The organism is Streptomyces albidochromogenes, assembly GCF_005981925.1.
Taxonomy (GTDB): Bacteria; Actinomycetota; Actinomycetes; order Streptomycetales; family Streptomycetaceae; genus Streptomyces; species Streptomyces albidochromogenes.
Genome location: NZ_VBVX01000191.1, coordinates 1 through 13,113, shown reverse-complemented (window position 1 = coordinate 13,113; position 13,113 = coordinate 1). Strand labels below are relative to the sequence as shown.

Below are 13,113 nucleotides of genomic sequence, written 5' to 3'. Positions count from 1 at the left end.
TCGGCGGGTAGTCCGGCTTGTGGTCGCCGTCGATGTTGGTACGCGATGCCATGCGGCCCTCCCGGGGTGCGGCGGCCGCGGGGCCGCCCAGGAGTCCTAGCGTAGGCCCCAAAGCTCCCGGGACGGTGGAGTTCGGCGGCGTCGTACTCAGCCGTTCCGTCACCACGCACCGCCGGGCGATGCGCAAGTGACGCGGTCTCGGCCGAGGAGCCGCGAGGCCCCTCGGAAGCGGAAGCGCGCGCCGCCCCGCCCCCTGCGACGTGTGCCGCACCGGCCGGTCCCACGCCGGCCACTCGCCCGCCGGCCCGGTTTCCGGTCAGCGGCAGTACCCGTGTGCGATGCCCATGATCTGCGCGGTTTGCTTCGCTGTAGTGCCGAGTTCCTTCATCGTCTTCTTGGCCTGGTCGGCGAGCGCGGTGCCCCGGGCGGCGCAGAAGGCGTTGCCGTGAACGAGGAGCGTTTCGTCGCTGAGGCTCGCCATGTCCGGATAGTTGTCCCGGATGGTCTTGAGGTAGAGCTTGGCCAGAGTGCCTGTCAGTTGAAGCGGTTCGGCGTGGTCCTCGGCAGGGCCGGTCGGCGTGCCCCGGTGCGGGGTTTTCGAGGGCGTGGGGACGACCGATGCCGAGGGGGCCGAGGTGCCCGGGTTGTTGTTGCCGGAGTTGTCGCACGCCGAGGTGCCAAGGCAGGCGACGGTCAGGCACAGAATGAGGACGGGCAGGCGGTGGTACATCAATCTCCCGATCGAGGGGGTGGCGGCGTCAATTCTCACCTGTGCGCGGTGGTTGCGGCGAACGGGTTACTCGAGGGGCATGGCGCGGTCCGGGGCTGAGCAGGGCGTGACCGCCGCTGGTGGCGGCCGGCGCGGTGGCGACGTTGCCGTCACGGTCCGCTGCCGAGCCGCCTGTCGCCCGGCCGTCATCCCGAGCGGACCCTGGCACGCTCGGACATTTCCAGATGCTCGCCCTGGAACCGTGTCCGCAGCGCCCGATCATGCGTGACCAGGACGATGGCGCCCGGGTAGTCGGCCAGACCCGCCTCCAGTTCCTCGACGAGCGCGGGGGAGAGGTGGTTCGTCGGCTCGTCGAGGAGCAGCAGGTCCGCGGGCTCCGAGACCAGGCGTGCCAGGTCCACGCGGCGGCGCTGGCCGTACGACGTCTCGCCGATGCGCAGTCGGAGCTCCGCCGGGCGGAAGAGGCCGAGGGCCAGCAGGGCGTCCGCGTGCTCGTCGGCGGATCCGACCCGGCTCAGCGCGAACGCCTGGGCCACCGTCATGCCCGGCGGCCACGGCGTCTCGTCCTGGCGCAGGTGGCCCACTCGGCCCCGTACCCGCACTGAGCCCTCGTCGGGCAGTACCTCGCCGGCGAGCAGCTTCAACAGGGTGGTCTTGCCCGCGCCGTTGGGGCCGGTGACCAGCAGCCGGCCGGAAGAGGCGAGGGTGAGGGCTTCGAGGTGCAGGCGCTGCCCGACACGCACGTGTGACAGCTGTACCGAGGGGTGCTGTGTCGTTGACGCATCTGTGCCGCACTCCGCCGTCCGCACGCGCGCGGTGAAGTGCAGCGGTTCGGGTGGCGGCGCCACCGGACTCGCCGTGAGCCGGTCGACCCGCTCGCGGGCATGGCGGATACGGGCCATCGTGCCGTGCGCCCGGCCACGCGCCCGGAAGCCGCCGTGGCCGAAGTTGGCCAGCGGGGCCTTGCGCGGGATGCCGTCGAGGCGGACCGCGTGGCCGGCGGCCAGCCGCTCGTTGCGGGCCAGCTCGGCCCGCCACTCCTCGTACTCCTGGAGCCGGCGGCGGCGTTCCGCGGCTTTGGCGGTGCGGTAGCCGGCGTAGCCGTCTCCGTACCGGGTGACCTTTCCCGCGTCGGCCTCCAGGACCGTCGAGGCCAGGCGCTCCAGGAAGACGCGGTCGTGGGTCACCGCGAGCACCGTGCCGCGGTGTGCCCGCAACTGTTCTTCCAGCCACCGAACGGCCTGGTCGTCCAGGTCGTTCGTCGGCTCGTCCAGGAGCAGCAGCTCCGGGCGGCCGGCGAGGACGGCGGCCAGGGCCAGCCGGGAGCGCTCGCCGCCGGAGAGCGTGCCGAGTTTCCGGTCGCGGGGGAGGGCGGGCAGGCCGAGGTGGTGCAGGGCGAGGTCGACGCGGTGGTCGGCGGTGTAGCCGCTGCGCGCCTCGTAGCGTTCGAGGAGGACGGCGTACGCGGCGAGAGCGGCCGGGTCGGCGCCGTCGCCGAGCGCCTGCTCGGCCCGGCGCAACTCCGCCTCCAGTGCGCGCAGGTCCGAAAGGGCCAGGTCGACGACGTCCTGGACGGTGGCGGTCGGGGGCAGGGGGATGGTCTGCGGGAGGTAGCCGATGCCGCCGGCGGCGGTCACGGTCAACTCGCCGCTGTCCGGGCGTTCCTGGCCCGCGATGAGCCGCAGGAGGGTGGACTTGCCGGAGCCGTTGTCACCGATGAGGCCGGCCTTCTCGCCCGGCTTCAGGGTGAAGGAGACCTGGTCGAGTACCGTGCGGCCGGGATAGCGCTTGGTGACGTGGTGAAGGGTGAGTTGTGAGCTGCGCACGAGAGCGGGTCCCTCCTGGCCGCGGGCTTCGGCCCGGGCCGGATCGGGTGGATGAGGGCACGACGGGGCGCGGCGATGGCGGAGCGGTGCTCTACGCCGTCGGCGCCGGCTTTCTCACAGGGAACCCATGCGCAGGACGGTACGACACGGCGGCGGGTTTGGCAAGACGATACGTCTCGTCGCGACGAGTCTCCTGGATCCCCGCTCGCAGGGGTGTGTCGGCTCCACCAGTTCGGCCGGACACAGACAAGGAGCAGTCACCCCGGCCGACGATGAAGGCACTTCGACCGTCTGCGCGACGAAGGCCGTTGCCGCGTGGCGGAGAATGGTGCCCATGCGCGCTCATGACGACCGCCCCGAGCCCCGTCGCGTCTCGCCGGGTGAGCACCCGATGTGGGAGCAGGCTCTCGCCCTCCTCAACCGCGACCTGGCGGCAACCCTTCCCGAGCAGAACCTCTGCGACTGCTGGCCCTTCCACCCCACGAGGCCGACGAGCCGGAGAACGTCTACGTCGCTCTGGCCAATGGCGAGTGGCACGGCAATCACCTGTACCCGGAGTCGGCGCTGGTGTTTGCCTCTGCGCTGGCGATCGTCGCCGATGCCGCACAGGAGACAGTCACCGAGCGTCTGTGGCAGGCGTGGCCTTTGTGCGCCGAGCACGGCCTGGGGATGCATCCGCGGGATGCGGACGGGCAGTTGTCCTGGTGGTGCGCGGGGGAGCGGTCGCGGCACGGCCGGGCCCACATCCGTGCGGCCGTGGGCGGGCTCGACACCCTCGTCCGTCCACACCGCCCCCACCGTAAGAGGCGGCGGACGGGGTGATGTCTCCCTGCGCCCCGACCGTTGAGCGACTGCCCGCGCGCCGCGGTCCGTCTCGGGGCGGGGACGGGTTTCGGTTTGTTACGAAGCGCGCGCTGTGGGCACTCGCCTCCCGTGAGTGGGACTGGTTCGGAGCAGAGCCGCCTCCCGGGGCCGGCCGCAGCGGCGGCCGGCCCCGACCCGCGTAACCGCGCTGGCTATTCCCCTTTTGAACTCCTGATGGAACGCCGCGTCGCTGAGTCGCGCGCTCGCAGGGCTGCTTCCGAGCCGCACGGCATCATGAAGGCATGATCACCATTCATCTGAAGTACGAGATCGACGCCGAACAGCTTGAGGCTTTCGAAGAGTACGGTCGCCGCTGGGTCCGGCTCGTCAATCGTTTCGGCGGGACGCACCACGGCTACTTCCTGCCGAGCGAGGGCGACAGCGACATCGCGTACGCGCTGTTCTCTTTCCCCAGCCTTGCCGCGTACGAGCAGTACCGCAAGGACAGCATGTCCGACCCGGAGTGCCGGGCGGCGTTCGAACTGGCTCGTGACACCCGCTGCATCAAGCGGTACGAGCGCCGCTTCCTCCGGCCGCTCGACGGCCCGGCTTAGGCCGCCGGAAGGTGCGTGGCCCGGCGGCCCTGCCGCGCGGCCGTGCGCAGCGCCGCGATCACGGCGGTGGTCGTCGGGTTGGCGGTCTCGGTGTGAAGCGTCGCGGCGAACAACAGGCGCTGGATCGGGTGATCCCCGATGGGTACGGTGCGAATGCCTGGTGTGGCCGGGTCGATGGCCATGCGGGGGACGAGCGCGGTGGCGAGGCCGGCCCGTGCGAGGGCGAGCTGTGCGGCGATGTCGGCGGTGACGTAGCGGGTCGTGGGTGTGAAGCCGGCCTGGTGGCAGGCGTGCAGGATGGCCTGCCCGCAGTCCGTGGTCGCGGGCGGTACGGCGAGGCTGTGTGTGGCCAGTTCCCGTAGGGCGACGGGCCGACCGTCGGCTCGGCCGGCCGCGGTGACGACGACGAGCGGATCGTCGAGCAGCGGCGAGACGCTGATGCCCTGGGGTGCCGTGTCCGGCAGGTGGTGGTACCGCTGCCCGACGACCACGTCGACGGTGCCGAGCGTGAGTTCCCGCAGTTGCGCCTGGTCGGTGACCAGACAGGTCACAGTGAGTTGTGGGTGGTGGGACCGCAATGCGGTCAGCGCCGGGATCGCGATGGTGGCGACGGTCGACGGCAGCGCGGCGAGCGTCGCGGTGGTGCCGACCGTGCCCTTGACCGAGGCGACGGCGCTCTCGGCCTCCTGGACGGCGGCGAGGATCCGGTCGGCGTGGTCGAGGAGCACCCGGCCCGCCTCCGTCAGTGCCACGGTCCGCCCGTCGGGCAACTCGTCAGCGCGGTAACGGGCTGACACTCGACCCGGTGCGGGGAGTCGGCGGCGTTGCGTACGACGCGCCGTGATCCAGCCAACAGCACGTGGCGTGGCCGACGGACGAGCAGACACAGCAGTGGGGCCCGACCGACGTACGCCGGTGCGGGCCCCGCTGCTTCTCCGTGCTGGTCTACCAGCGGTACCAACGGCCCTTTCGTCCGCCAGTACCGGCCGACCGCATCACGAAGCCGAGCAGCCAGATCACCAACACGATGACGGCAATCCACCACAGTGCCTTCAAGGCGAAACCGGCGCCGAACAGGATCAGTGCGAGCAGTAGAACGAGAAGCAGGGGAACCATGATTATCAACCTCCGAGCAGTCATCTGCCCGGTCGCAATCCAGCCATGCGGTCAATGATGCTCTGATTCGTTGCCCGTTTACCGGGAAGGTTGATCAGTTGGTCGGCTCGTCGGGTTCCACACCGACGATGCCGGGTAGCGCGCCACGACCCAGCCCAACCGCCGGCTCGTCTCGTACTCGCCGTACCAGTGGATGACCGTGCCTGAGCTCGCTGTCGGCTGCGCCTCGATGCGCGCGTGCACCCGGGCAGCGTACGGCCGTGCGACCGTTCGGCCGCGCGGTCGTGTGCGAGGTTGTCCGGACGGTGTCACGATGGTGATGTCGGACGGCGGTGGCCGATAGGTGGGACGGCCGCCGCCTCGGTGGTCTTCGTGGTCGAGGAGCGGGTACGCCGCATGGACAGATCCGGACTGATCGAGGCAGTCACGCACAAGATGGCGGACGGAGGTGATCTGTCGCCCGAACAGGTCGGCCGGGTCATCGACGCCCTGTTCGGCACCGTCGACGAGCCGGGTGCGATCGCAGAGGCGCTCAAGGCGGGCCACGCCGTCACCCTCGTCGGCTTCGGCAGCTTTCATGACCAGGACGGCGAGGCGGGCCTGCGCCCGGGCAGGGCCCTCAACGCGTTCGTCCACGACCGCATCGACTGAGACGGCGACAGCTCGATGGCGGTCATGACGTTGCGGGCAGCCGGCCCGGCTCCCGCCGAGGACGTCTGGTCGTGCTACGCCGTACCCGCCTGCTGGCCGACGTGGTCGCCGCAGATCACAGCGGTACGGGGCGCGGGTGAGCGGATCACGCCCGGCATGCGGGGCGAGGTCGTCTCACTGTTCGGTGTCACTGCGGACTTCGTCGTGGAATCCGTTGACGAGCGACGGCGGCGGTGGGTGTGGCGGGTCGCACTCGGGCCGGTACGCCTGCGGCTGCACCACGCGGTCTTCGCCCGGCCGGCCGGGTCGGCCTCGACTTTGCGGATCGAGGGGCCGGCCGTCGCTCTCGCGGCGTACGCCGCTCCCGCTCAATGGGCTCTGCGTCGCCTGGTTCGAGGACGAGGCGACGTCCGCGGCGGCAAGGAGGAGGAGCAGGAGCACGACGTACGACAGACCGATTGAGGTTCGGCCTGCCCGTTTCTCGGGCAGCCGGAGAACCCGAGTGTTCCCACCGCACCGCACATCGCTCTATGCGCCGGTTGGCCAGAACTGTATGAGGTAGCGCTCCACCCCTGCCCCGGTTCCTTCGCCTTCCGACAGGGCAGCTGCCTCGGCCCGGCCGCTGCAGCTGACCCGAACCCGCCACGTACCACCGCGCTCCGCCAGCGTGATCACGTCGTCCGTTCGGCCCGTGTGCAGGGACCACACCGCCAACTGCCCGCTCGTCGACTCGATACGGGCTTCGGCCTGCTCGTCCCAGTCCGCCGGATCCTGCGGCGGCGCGGCCGCGTCCCACACCTCGATGTCCACGGCAGCGGTGTGGGTGTGGCCGCCCCTGGTGATGTCCAGACGTCCCGGACGGATGCCGAGGAAGACGCCGCGATCGAAGTCGTCGGGGAAGGGAACGGGCAGGGCCGCGTCGTCGGAGTCCTGCAACCCGAACGCGAAGTACCCCACGTAAGCATCCACCTGCTGCCGCCGGACCAGCCGTGCCACAGGCGCCATCACCGCACGAACCGTTGCAGTGTCACGGCGGTCTTCACGCGACCGGCGTCACCGCCGGCCATAGGCAGACGTGTCTCGACTCGGGGCGGCGATATTCGCCGCTGCGTCATCATTCCACTGCCTCGGGCTCACCCTGCTCGAACGCGATGCGACAGCGTTCCACCTGGTCAGCCACCAGTTCCATGAACCATTGCATGACGTCGTACGGGATGACGCGCTCGTCAGGGCTGTAGACGCGGACGGTCGGTTCCAGGTGAGGGTCCTCGTCGGGGACGAGAGCCACCAGGAAGGCAGCCCCGGGCAGACAGTCCGACGCGTTGGGGGCCTCGGCCCACGGGTACGGCGTGGCAACAGCCTCGCTCAGCTCCACGGCCCAGGAGTCGTCGGGCAAGGCGTAGTGAAACTGGACGGCGTAGTGACGACCGGCATGTTCTCGCAGCTCTGCTGGCATGACGGCAGGCTTCCACAACTCGCCTTCGGAGGCGCGGAGTTATTGATGGGGCTCCGTCGCTGAGGCGGAATCCCACCGCACGACATCCAGTGCCCGGGGGCAACGCTCACGGGCGACCCAGGGGCTACGCGACCCTGGAAACCTCTCCGCCCACAACGGCCGGGTGGGCGGCGTACGTCCGCGTACACCGCCACCCGGACTTTCAGACGAGCCGCATCATGCGACGGCGGTGCCCTCAAACTCGACCATCTGGCCCGGGATCGCCAGCCGTGTGACCCGAGCATCGTGGTGGTCGGCGCCGCCCTCAGCGGTCGGATTGGACGTCACCGCACATCCAACCGTCACGACCGCCAGCCCGGCGAACGTTTGCCGCGAGGGGCCTACTTGTCGCGTTCGGCTTCGATCTCGGCGGCCAGCGCGGCCACGCCGCGTGCCTGCGTGTAGTACTTGCTCGCGTACTCGTCGCTGATTGCCGGAAGAACCTTCTCGAACACACCCACCAACCTGATCAAGCCTCCTCGGGAGGGTTCGGGGAGGGGGCCTTTGAGGACGCGGGAGGCGTAGCCGGCGGTGTCCGCGTCGAGCATGACCATGTCCTGGTCCTCAATGTCCAGGCCGCGGAAGCCGTTTGGAAACGGCATGGCCCTGTACTCGTCCATCATCTGCGAGAGCGCGTCGAGCTTCTTCTGAATCACGTGGCGATTCTGCCAGGGGCTGTGCGGTGAGGTGCCGTTCACGCCGCTGCACCGGACGTCACGGCACGTTCAAGCGCTCTGACTCCAACCCGGTGAACCTATGCGGTCACAGCACCAGCGGTGGGTGCCCGCTGGCGAGGAGGCGGGCCGTGCAGAGCTCCCGCCCCCGGCGGACGGTGACGGCGCCAACGGGTGGCCGAGATCAATGGTGCGGAGTGTGCAGGGACCAGACGTGCAGGGCGTCATGGGACCCGGACAGGGTCGACCAGGTGCCGTTCCCCAGTGCGGTCGGCTGGCAGGAGACCGGCGTTGGATAGGCGACCGGCACAAGTCCGCCCGTCCCCGAGCTGTCGACCAGCCAGTGCCGGCTCTGCCCCCACTCCTCGTCGCTCTCGACTGTCGACACGAGCAGAGTCGTCTCATCGACGAAGCCCCCCGCCCAGTCCCAGCAGACAGCGATCTCGTCGTCATCGCCGGAAGGAGCGTCGGGGTGCCTGGGGATCACTGACTCGGCGTCCCACTCCAGCCCTTCCACGACGGTGCCACGGGGGTCGCGAACCGCGAGCGAGTCCTGGTCATGGGAGACGGTCATGAGCCGCCCCCCTGAGGGACTCACACTCAGCAGGCAGAGGTCGCCCTCCAGGTGGTCCACGTCCAGTGCCTGCCCGTCCCACCGACCCCAGCGCAGGGGCGCCCCGTCCTGCCCTTCGCCGATGCTCAGCCCCATCTGCTGCGGATCTGTCGGGTGGGAAAGGTGGACACTGCCGGCCGCCGCTGCCTCGGCGTTGACCCGCGCGAGCACGCGACCGTTCGCCGCGTCGAGGACGAGCCATTCGTCGACCGTGTCCGGGTTCAGCTCGCCCTCGGGCAACGGGCCGCGCACGTGAGCCCAGACGAGCTTGCCGTCCGCCGAGAATCCGACTGAGCCGCCGTCCGGGTACCGATGGTCCTGGCGATCCGCGTACTCGTCGTACGACGCGTGTATCTCCTCGCACGCGCCGGTCCAGCAACCATGACGGACCTCCCAGCGTGTCGCACCTGACGGCTCCACCGCCCGCACGGCATGGACCCCGGCGAAGACGGCCACACTTGCGTCCGGCGCCACCTCGCACGCCCCGCGTCGTCGCGGCCAGGGCGCGGGGAATCGGACACTCGCCTCGGGGTGTGTGACGAAGGAGTCGTCCAGAGGCTGGGCCACCACTTCGGTGTCGCTCCGCTGGACGAGGATCCTGCGCCCTGGCAGCCCGGCGATCTCCGGCGGACCGGCCTGTGGCGAGGACAGGGGAGCGGGGATCGTGGCACAGAGCCGAGCACGAGCAGACATGCGGACCTCCCAGAGCAGGCAAACTCCGGGAACAGTACGGCATACCTCAGGCGGCCCTGTTCTCGTGTGGCGACGGTGAACGGACATGGAGCGCTTGAGTGCCGCAGGTCCTCTCCTCCGGCCTGCTCGAAGGACCAAGGTCCGCCGAGCAGGCCCCGATGAGTGCGACGTCCGGAGCGCGACGGCAGGGCGAGCGCAGGAGCCTGGTCAGCGGATGACGTCGAAGACGTTCTTCTGCAGACCGTTGGCGTATGCCTCGTGCTCGATCAGCTTGAGCTTCTGGGTGTCCTTGTCCGTGGCGCTGAACAGGCGCTTGCCCGCGCCGAGCAGGAGGGGGAAGACGAGCAGGTGGTATCGGTCGATCAGGCCGGCGTCGGACAGGGCCTGGTTCAGAGAAGCGCTGCCGTGCATGATGATCGGGCCGCCCTCGGTCTCCTTCAGTGCGGCGACATCGTCCAGCGAGCGCAGGATCGTCGTCTCGCCCCAGTTCGACACCAGCTGGTCCTCGGTGAGGGTGGTGGAGACGACGTACTTCGGCATCACCTTGTAGTCGGCGAAGTCCGCCATGTCCGGCCACACCGGGCTGAACGCTTCGTAGCTGGTCCGGCCGAGGAGTACGGCGGTGGCCTCCTGCTGCTCGCGGCCCTTGATGTCGAACGCTTCGGGGAGGAACTCGATGTCCTTGAAGGTCCACCCGGAGTTGCGGTAGCCGGGCTCACCTCCCGGGCCTTCCACGACGCCGTCGAGCGAGATGAATGCGGAGCTGATCAGAGTACGCATCTGAGGTCCTCGGTGTCTCGTGTCCGGTTCTCGTCGAGCCGGTCGGGTCTGGTCCGGCCTGCGGCGCACAGCGCGCTCCCTGCCGTCGGTGCGATCATCATAGCCACGCCACTTGCAAAGAACAAGCACCTGCTTCCAAAGAAAAACCAAAGGGGGGTAGACTTGTCGGCATGGCAACGAAACGGAGCTACAACGACGCGTGCGGGACGGGCCACGCGCTCGACCTCGTCGGCGAGCGCTGGGCACTCCTGGTGGTCCGCGAACTGCTGTTGGGCCCCAAGCGGTACGGTCAACTGCGCACCGACCTACCCGGCATCAGCACCAACGTGCTCGCCCAGCGCCTCGCCGAACTGGAGGCCTCCGGCATCGTCCGCAAGCACCGTCTCCCTGCCCCCGCCGTCGCAGAGGCTTACGAGCTCACCGACTGGGGCCTCGAACTCGAACCCGTCGTACGGGGCCTGGGCCGCTGGGCGGTACGCTCGCCGGCTCACGATCGCACCGCCCACCTGAGTGCCACCTCGTTCGTTCTCTCCCTCCGCGCCAACTTCGACGCCGGCCGCGCCCAGGGAGTGCACGGGCGGTACGAACTTCACCTCGGCGACGAGGTCTTCCGCGTCCTCATCGCCGACGGCACCCTGCACGCCGAGCGCGGCTACCAGCAGCAGCCGGAAGCCGTCATCACCGCGCGACCCCCCGCGCTCGCAGGTGTCGTGTACGGCGGACGACAGTTGGCCGACGCGGTCGCTGCGGGGGACGTACGCGTCGAAGGCGACACCACCTGCGTCGCACGCCTGACCGCCGTGCTCAGCCTCCCCGCCCCTGCTGCCGCCGGATCGAACACCAGGAGATGACCACGGGCACGCCGAGGCCCTGCGCTCGCGGACAGCGATGTCGGTTCTGACGAGTGGTCACCACGGGTGAGCGGGCCGCTGCCCGAACAGGCCGCCACGGCGGATGGGGAAATAGGCCGGCTGACCTCCTTGAGCCGGTGACCGCATCCGTGGGCTCCAGCGTCAAGAGTGCGCAGTCCCTTAACGGGAAGTCCGTAGTACGGAGACGCGCCACGGCCCCCCATGTTGGCGACGTTCGCCGCGCCGCCGAAGAAACTGGGCGTCACTGACGGCACGTCCGCCGCCGATCTGCGGATCACCATGAGTCAGGCGCTCGCCCGGATCGACGAGGCCGCGGTGTCAGGGCCGGCCGGTCTGCGCGGCAGCCTCCTCCAGGTCGGCGACGGTCCCCGACATGATCGTCCGTACGTGCTCGGTGATGTGCCGCACGGGCCAGTCCCACCACGCCACGGCGAGGAGCCGGGCGACGTCCGCGGCGTCGTAGCGGGTACGGATGAGACGGGCCGGGTTGCCGCCGACGATGCCGTAGTCGGGTACGTCGCCGGTGACCACGGCGCCGGCGGCGATGATCGCACCGTGGCCGATCCGCACACCCGGCATGACCGTGGCGCCGTGCCCGAACCAGACGTCGTTGCCGACGACGGTGTCGCCCCGGCCCGGCAGGCCGGTGATCAGGTCGAAGTGCTCGGCCCAGGAGCCGCCCATGGTGGGGAAGGGGAACGTGGACGGGCCGTCCATGCGGTGGTTGGCGCCGTTCATGATGAACCGCGTGCCCGTGCCCAGCGCGCAGTACTTGCCGATGACGAGCCGCTCGGGCCCGTAGTGGTACAGAACGTTGCGCGTCTCGAACGCCGTCGCCTCGTCGGGATCGTCGTAGTACGAGTAGTCACCGACCTCGATCAGTGGCGACTTCACCAGCGGCTTGAGCAGGACCACGCGCGGGTGCTCGGGCATGGGGTGGAGCACGGTGGGGTCGGCGGGAACGGGCTGCATCGTGGAGGCAGTTCCTCTCGGGTGGACCACTAGTGCGACAACTGTCGTTTTAGGATGCTGGCACAGCCCAGGTACGTTGATCAACCGGATATGGGATCGCCGATGACAGACCCGACAGCCACGAGGCCGGACCGCCGTCCGGGCGGTCGCACCGCTCGCATCCGCGCCCAGGTTCTCGACGCGGTGCGCGCCGAACTCGCCGAAAGCGGCCACGAAGGACTCACGATGGAGAGCGTCGCGACCCGCGCGGGAGTGCACCGCGCCACGGTCTACCGGCGGTGGCGCGACGTGAGCGGCCTGCTCGTCGACGTCATCGACGCCGCCGGCGAGACCGACTGGCGGCCACCGGACACCGGCTCCCTGCGCGGCGATCTGACGGCCCTCAACCAGGAGATTCAGGAGTCCCTGATCGTACGGCCGTCGTTCGCTGTCGCCCTGATGGCCGCCTCGTTCCACTCCGAGCAGGCCGCACGGGCCCAGACGCACCTGTGGGCGGACCGCTATGCCCAGTGCGAGATCCTCGTCGAACGCGCCGTCGAGCGCGGCGAACTCCCCGCACAGCGCACGGACGCACGGAGCCTGCTGATCGCCGCCACGGCGCCGCTCTACCACCAACTGGTGCTCCTGCGCGCCGATCCGGACCCCCACCTCCCGGAACGGGCCGCGACGGCGGCAGTGCTGGCAGCAGTCGCAGGCGCCTTCCGCGTCCCTCGGGAAGAGACCGTGTGACTGAGGAGACGGGGAGCGAACACAAGCGCAAGCAAGAGCAGGTATCAGGGAGACGCCGGCCGGCGTACGCGGTTCCGCTGGCCGATGACTACGCGCCTGAGTGGAGGTAACCCGCCCAGAGGGACGGGGTCGCCGGATAGCGGTCGCGGATCGCCCGGATGGTGTGGTGCAGGGCGGTGGCGGACCGGGCGGGGTCGAGCGCGCCGCCGGGTGGGCCCGGGGTCAGGTGAGTGTAGAAGGACTCGGCGATGTCGGCGGCCAGGCGGTCGTTGATCGGCCAGAGCGTTCCGATGACGTGGGGGAAGCCCGCGAGCTGGAACGCGCTGGTGAGGTGGATGGCCTCGTCCAGCAGGTCGGGGCTGCCCGGGTCCGCGGTACTGCAGGCCGAGAGGTAGGCCAGTCGTGCGTCGGTGAGGTTGATCCGGGCCAGCGCGGCGACGGTCAGCGGGGTGGTGGCGTGGTCGCCCAGGAGCAGCCGGCTCTGGGATGGGTCGGTGCGGTCGCTCTCGGCGTGGCAGGCGAAGTGGGCGACGGCGTACTGGGG

Annotated in this window: 16 protein-coding genes; 5 read left to right on the top strand and 11 right to left on the bottom strand. The window is 69.9% G+C overall.

Translation table 11 applies throughout. From position 1 onward, the window contains the following. Positions 1–316: 316 nt before the first annotated feature. Together E2E34_RS22620 and E2E34_RS22615 are read right to left on the bottom strand one after the other, a co-directional pair. On the bottom strand, positions 317–730 hold the full coding sequence (locus tag E2E34_RS22620; protein ID WP_138903747.1) for a hypothetical protein: 414 nt from the start codon (positions 728–730) through the stop codon (positions 317–319). 185 nt (positions 731–915) lie between these two features. Beyond that, positions 916–2,556: a TlrC/CarA/OleB/SrmB family ABC-F type ribosomal protection protein gene (locus E2E34_RS22615; protein ID WP_138903746.1), complete on the bottom strand. Its 1,641-nt coding sequence runs from the start codon at positions 2,554–2,556 to the stop codon at positions 916–918. Between the two features lie 1,106 nt (positions 2,557–3,662). Between E2E34_RS22615 and E2E34_RS22605 the strand changes: the two genes are divergently transcribed. Beyond that, positions 3,663–3,974, top strand: a complete 312-nt coding sequence (locus tag E2E34_RS22605; protein WP_138903745.1) for an NIPSNAP family protein — start codon at positions 3,663–3,665, stop codon at positions 3,972–3,974. Here E2E34_RS22605 and E2E34_RS22600 read toward each other — a convergent pair. Both E2E34_RS22600 and E2E34_RS22595 read right to left on the bottom strand, forming a co-directional pair. Further along, the gene (locus E2E34_RS22600) at positions 3,971–4,726 is read right to left on the bottom strand and encodes a LysR substrate-binding domain-containing protein (RefSeq protein WP_167518354.1); all 756 of its coding nucleotides are present in this window, start codon (positions 4,724–4,726) and stop codon (positions 3,971–3,973) included. The two genes, E2E34_RS22605 and E2E34_RS22600, sit on opposite strands and share 4 nt — an antisense overlap. 193 nt (positions 4,727–4,919) lie before the next feature. Further along, on the bottom strand, positions 4,920–5,090 hold the full coding sequence (locus E2E34_RS22595) for a DUF5670 family protein (RefSeq protein WP_138903743.1): 171 nt from the start codon (positions 5,088–5,090) through the stop codon (positions 4,920–4,922). Between the two features lie 396 nt (positions 5,091–5,486). On the opposite strand from E2E34_RS22595, the gene E2E34_RS22590 reads away from it, so the two are divergent. Then, a complete protein-coding gene (locus E2E34_RS22590; RefSeq protein WP_138903742.1) occupies positions 5,487–5,741 on the top strand; it encodes an HU family DNA-binding protein in 255 nt (84 codons plus the stop codon). Between the two features lie 24 nt (positions 5,742–5,765). Further along, complete coding sequence (locus tag E2E34_RS22585) at positions 5,766–6,203, top strand: SRPBCC family protein (RefSeq protein ID WP_138903741.1); 438 nt, start codon at positions 5,766–5,768, stop codon at positions 6,201–6,203. A 66-nt stretch (positions 6,204–6,269) separates the two neighbouring features. Here E2E34_RS22585 and E2E34_RS22580 read toward each other — a convergent pair whose 3' ends face one another. The 5 genes from E2E34_RS22580 to E2E34_RS22560 form a co-directional block, all read right to left on the bottom strand. Continuing rightward, entirely contained in the window at positions 6,270–6,746 is a 477-nt protein-coding gene (locus E2E34_RS22580; protein WP_244315987.1) for a hypothetical protein, read from the bottom strand. 109 nt (positions 6,747–6,855) lie between these two features. Further along, entirely contained in the window at positions 6,856–7,197 is a 342-nt protein-coding gene (locus tag E2E34_RS22575) for a hypothetical protein (protein WP_138903740.1), read from the bottom strand. 380 nt (positions 7,198–7,577) lie between these two features. After that, positions 7,578–7,892 (bottom strand): hypothetical protein, encoded by a 315-nt coding sequence (locus E2E34_RS22570; protein WP_138903739.1) that lies wholly within the window; start codon positions 7,890–7,892, stop codon positions 7,578–7,580. A gap of 202 nt (positions 7,893–8,094) precedes the next feature. Beyond that, a complete protein-coding gene (locus E2E34_RS22565; protein ID WP_138903738.1) occupies positions 8,095–9,216 on the bottom strand; it encodes a hypothetical protein in 1,122 nt (373 codons plus the stop codon). 207 nt (positions 9,217–9,423) lie between these two features. Then, positions 9,424–9,996, bottom strand: coding sequence for a dihydrofolate reductase family protein (locus E2E34_RS22560; protein WP_138903737.1), 573 nt, complete (start codon positions 9,994–9,996; stop codon positions 9,424–9,426). A gap of 170 nt (positions 9,997–10,166) precedes the next feature. On the opposite strand from E2E34_RS22560, the gene E2E34_RS22555 reads away from it, so the two are divergent. After that, a complete protein-coding gene (locus E2E34_RS22555) occupies positions 10,167–10,847 on the top strand; it encodes a winged helix-turn-helix transcriptional regulator (RefSeq protein ID WP_138903736.1) in 681 nt (226 codons plus the stop codon). 339 nt (positions 10,848–11,186) lie between these two features. Here the strand turns inward: E2E34_RS22555 and E2E34_RS22545 are convergent, their stop codons facing one another. Then, complete coding sequence (locus E2E34_RS22545) at positions 11,187–11,840, bottom strand: CatB-related O-acetyltransferase (protein ID WP_138903735.1); 654 nt, start codon at positions 11,838–11,840, stop codon at positions 11,187–11,189. 102 nt (positions 11,841–11,942) lie between these two features. Between E2E34_RS22545 and E2E34_RS22540 the strand changes: the two genes are divergently transcribed. Then, positions 11,943–12,569 (top strand): TetR/AcrR family transcriptional regulator, encoded by a 627-nt coding sequence (locus E2E34_RS22540; RefSeq protein WP_167518353.1) that lies wholly within the window; start codon positions 11,943–11,945, stop codon positions 12,567–12,569. A gap of 88 nt (positions 12,570–12,657) precedes the next feature. Here E2E34_RS22540 and E2E34_RS22535 read toward each other — a convergent pair. Then, positions 12,658–13,113 (bottom strand): CHAT domain-containing protein (locus tag E2E34_RS22535; protein ID WP_138903733.1); only part of this gene is annotated, 456 nt, incomplete at its 5' end.

What these genes read in the sequence shown, in the direction of transcription:
- E2E34_RS22595 (WP_138903743.1), bottom strand. Translation starts at nt 5,090, where the DNA reads ATGGTTCCCCTGCTTCTCGTTCTACTGCTCGCACTGATCCTGTTCGGC.
- E2E34_RS22580 (WP_244315987.1), bottom strand. Translation starts at nt 6,746, where the DNA reads ATGGCGCCTGTGGCACGGCTGGTCCGGCGGCAGCAGGTGGATGCTTAC.
- E2E34_RS22620 (WP_138903747.1), bottom strand. Translation starts at nt 730, where the DNA reads ATGTACCACCGCCTGCCCGTCCTCATTCTGTGCCTGACCGTCGCCTGC.
- E2E34_RS22565 (WP_138903738.1), bottom strand. Translation starts at nt 9,216, where the DNA reads ATGTCTGCTCGTGCTCGGCTCTGTGCCACGATCCCCGCTCCCCTGTCC.
- E2E34_RS22575 (WP_138903740.1), bottom strand. Translation starts at nt 7,197, where the DNA reads ATGCCAGCAGAGCTGCGAGAACATGCCGGTCGTCACTACGCCGTCCAG.
- E2E34_RS22560 (WP_138903737.1), bottom strand. Translation starts at nt 9,996, where the DNA reads ATGCGTACTCTGATCAGCTCCGCATTCATCTCGCTCGACGGCGTCGTG.
- E2E34_RS22585 (WP_138903741.1), top strand. Translation starts at nt 5,766, where the DNA reads ATGACGTTGCGGGCAGCCGGCCCGGCTCCCGCCGAGGACGTCTGGTCG.
- E2E34_RS22540 (WP_167518353.1), top strand. Translation starts at nt 11,943, where the DNA reads ATGACAGACCCGACAGCCACGAGGCCGGACCGCCGTCCGGGCGGTCGC.
- E2E34_RS22555 (WP_138903736.1), top strand. Translation starts at nt 10,167, where the DNA reads ATGGCAACGAAACGGAGCTACAACGACGCGTGCGGGACGGGCCACGCG.
- E2E34_RS22590 (WP_138903742.1), top strand. Translation starts at nt 5,487, where the DNA reads ATGGACAGATCCGGACTGATCGAGGCAGTCACGCACAAGATGGCGGAC.
- E2E34_RS22605 (WP_138903745.1), top strand. Translation starts at nt 3,663, where the DNA reads ATGATCACCATTCATCTGAAGTACGAGATCGACGCCGAACAGCTTGAG.
- E2E34_RS22545 (WP_138903735.1), bottom strand. Translation starts at nt 11,840, where the DNA reads ATGCAGCCCGTTCCCGCCGACCCCACCGTGCTCCACCCCATGCCCGAG.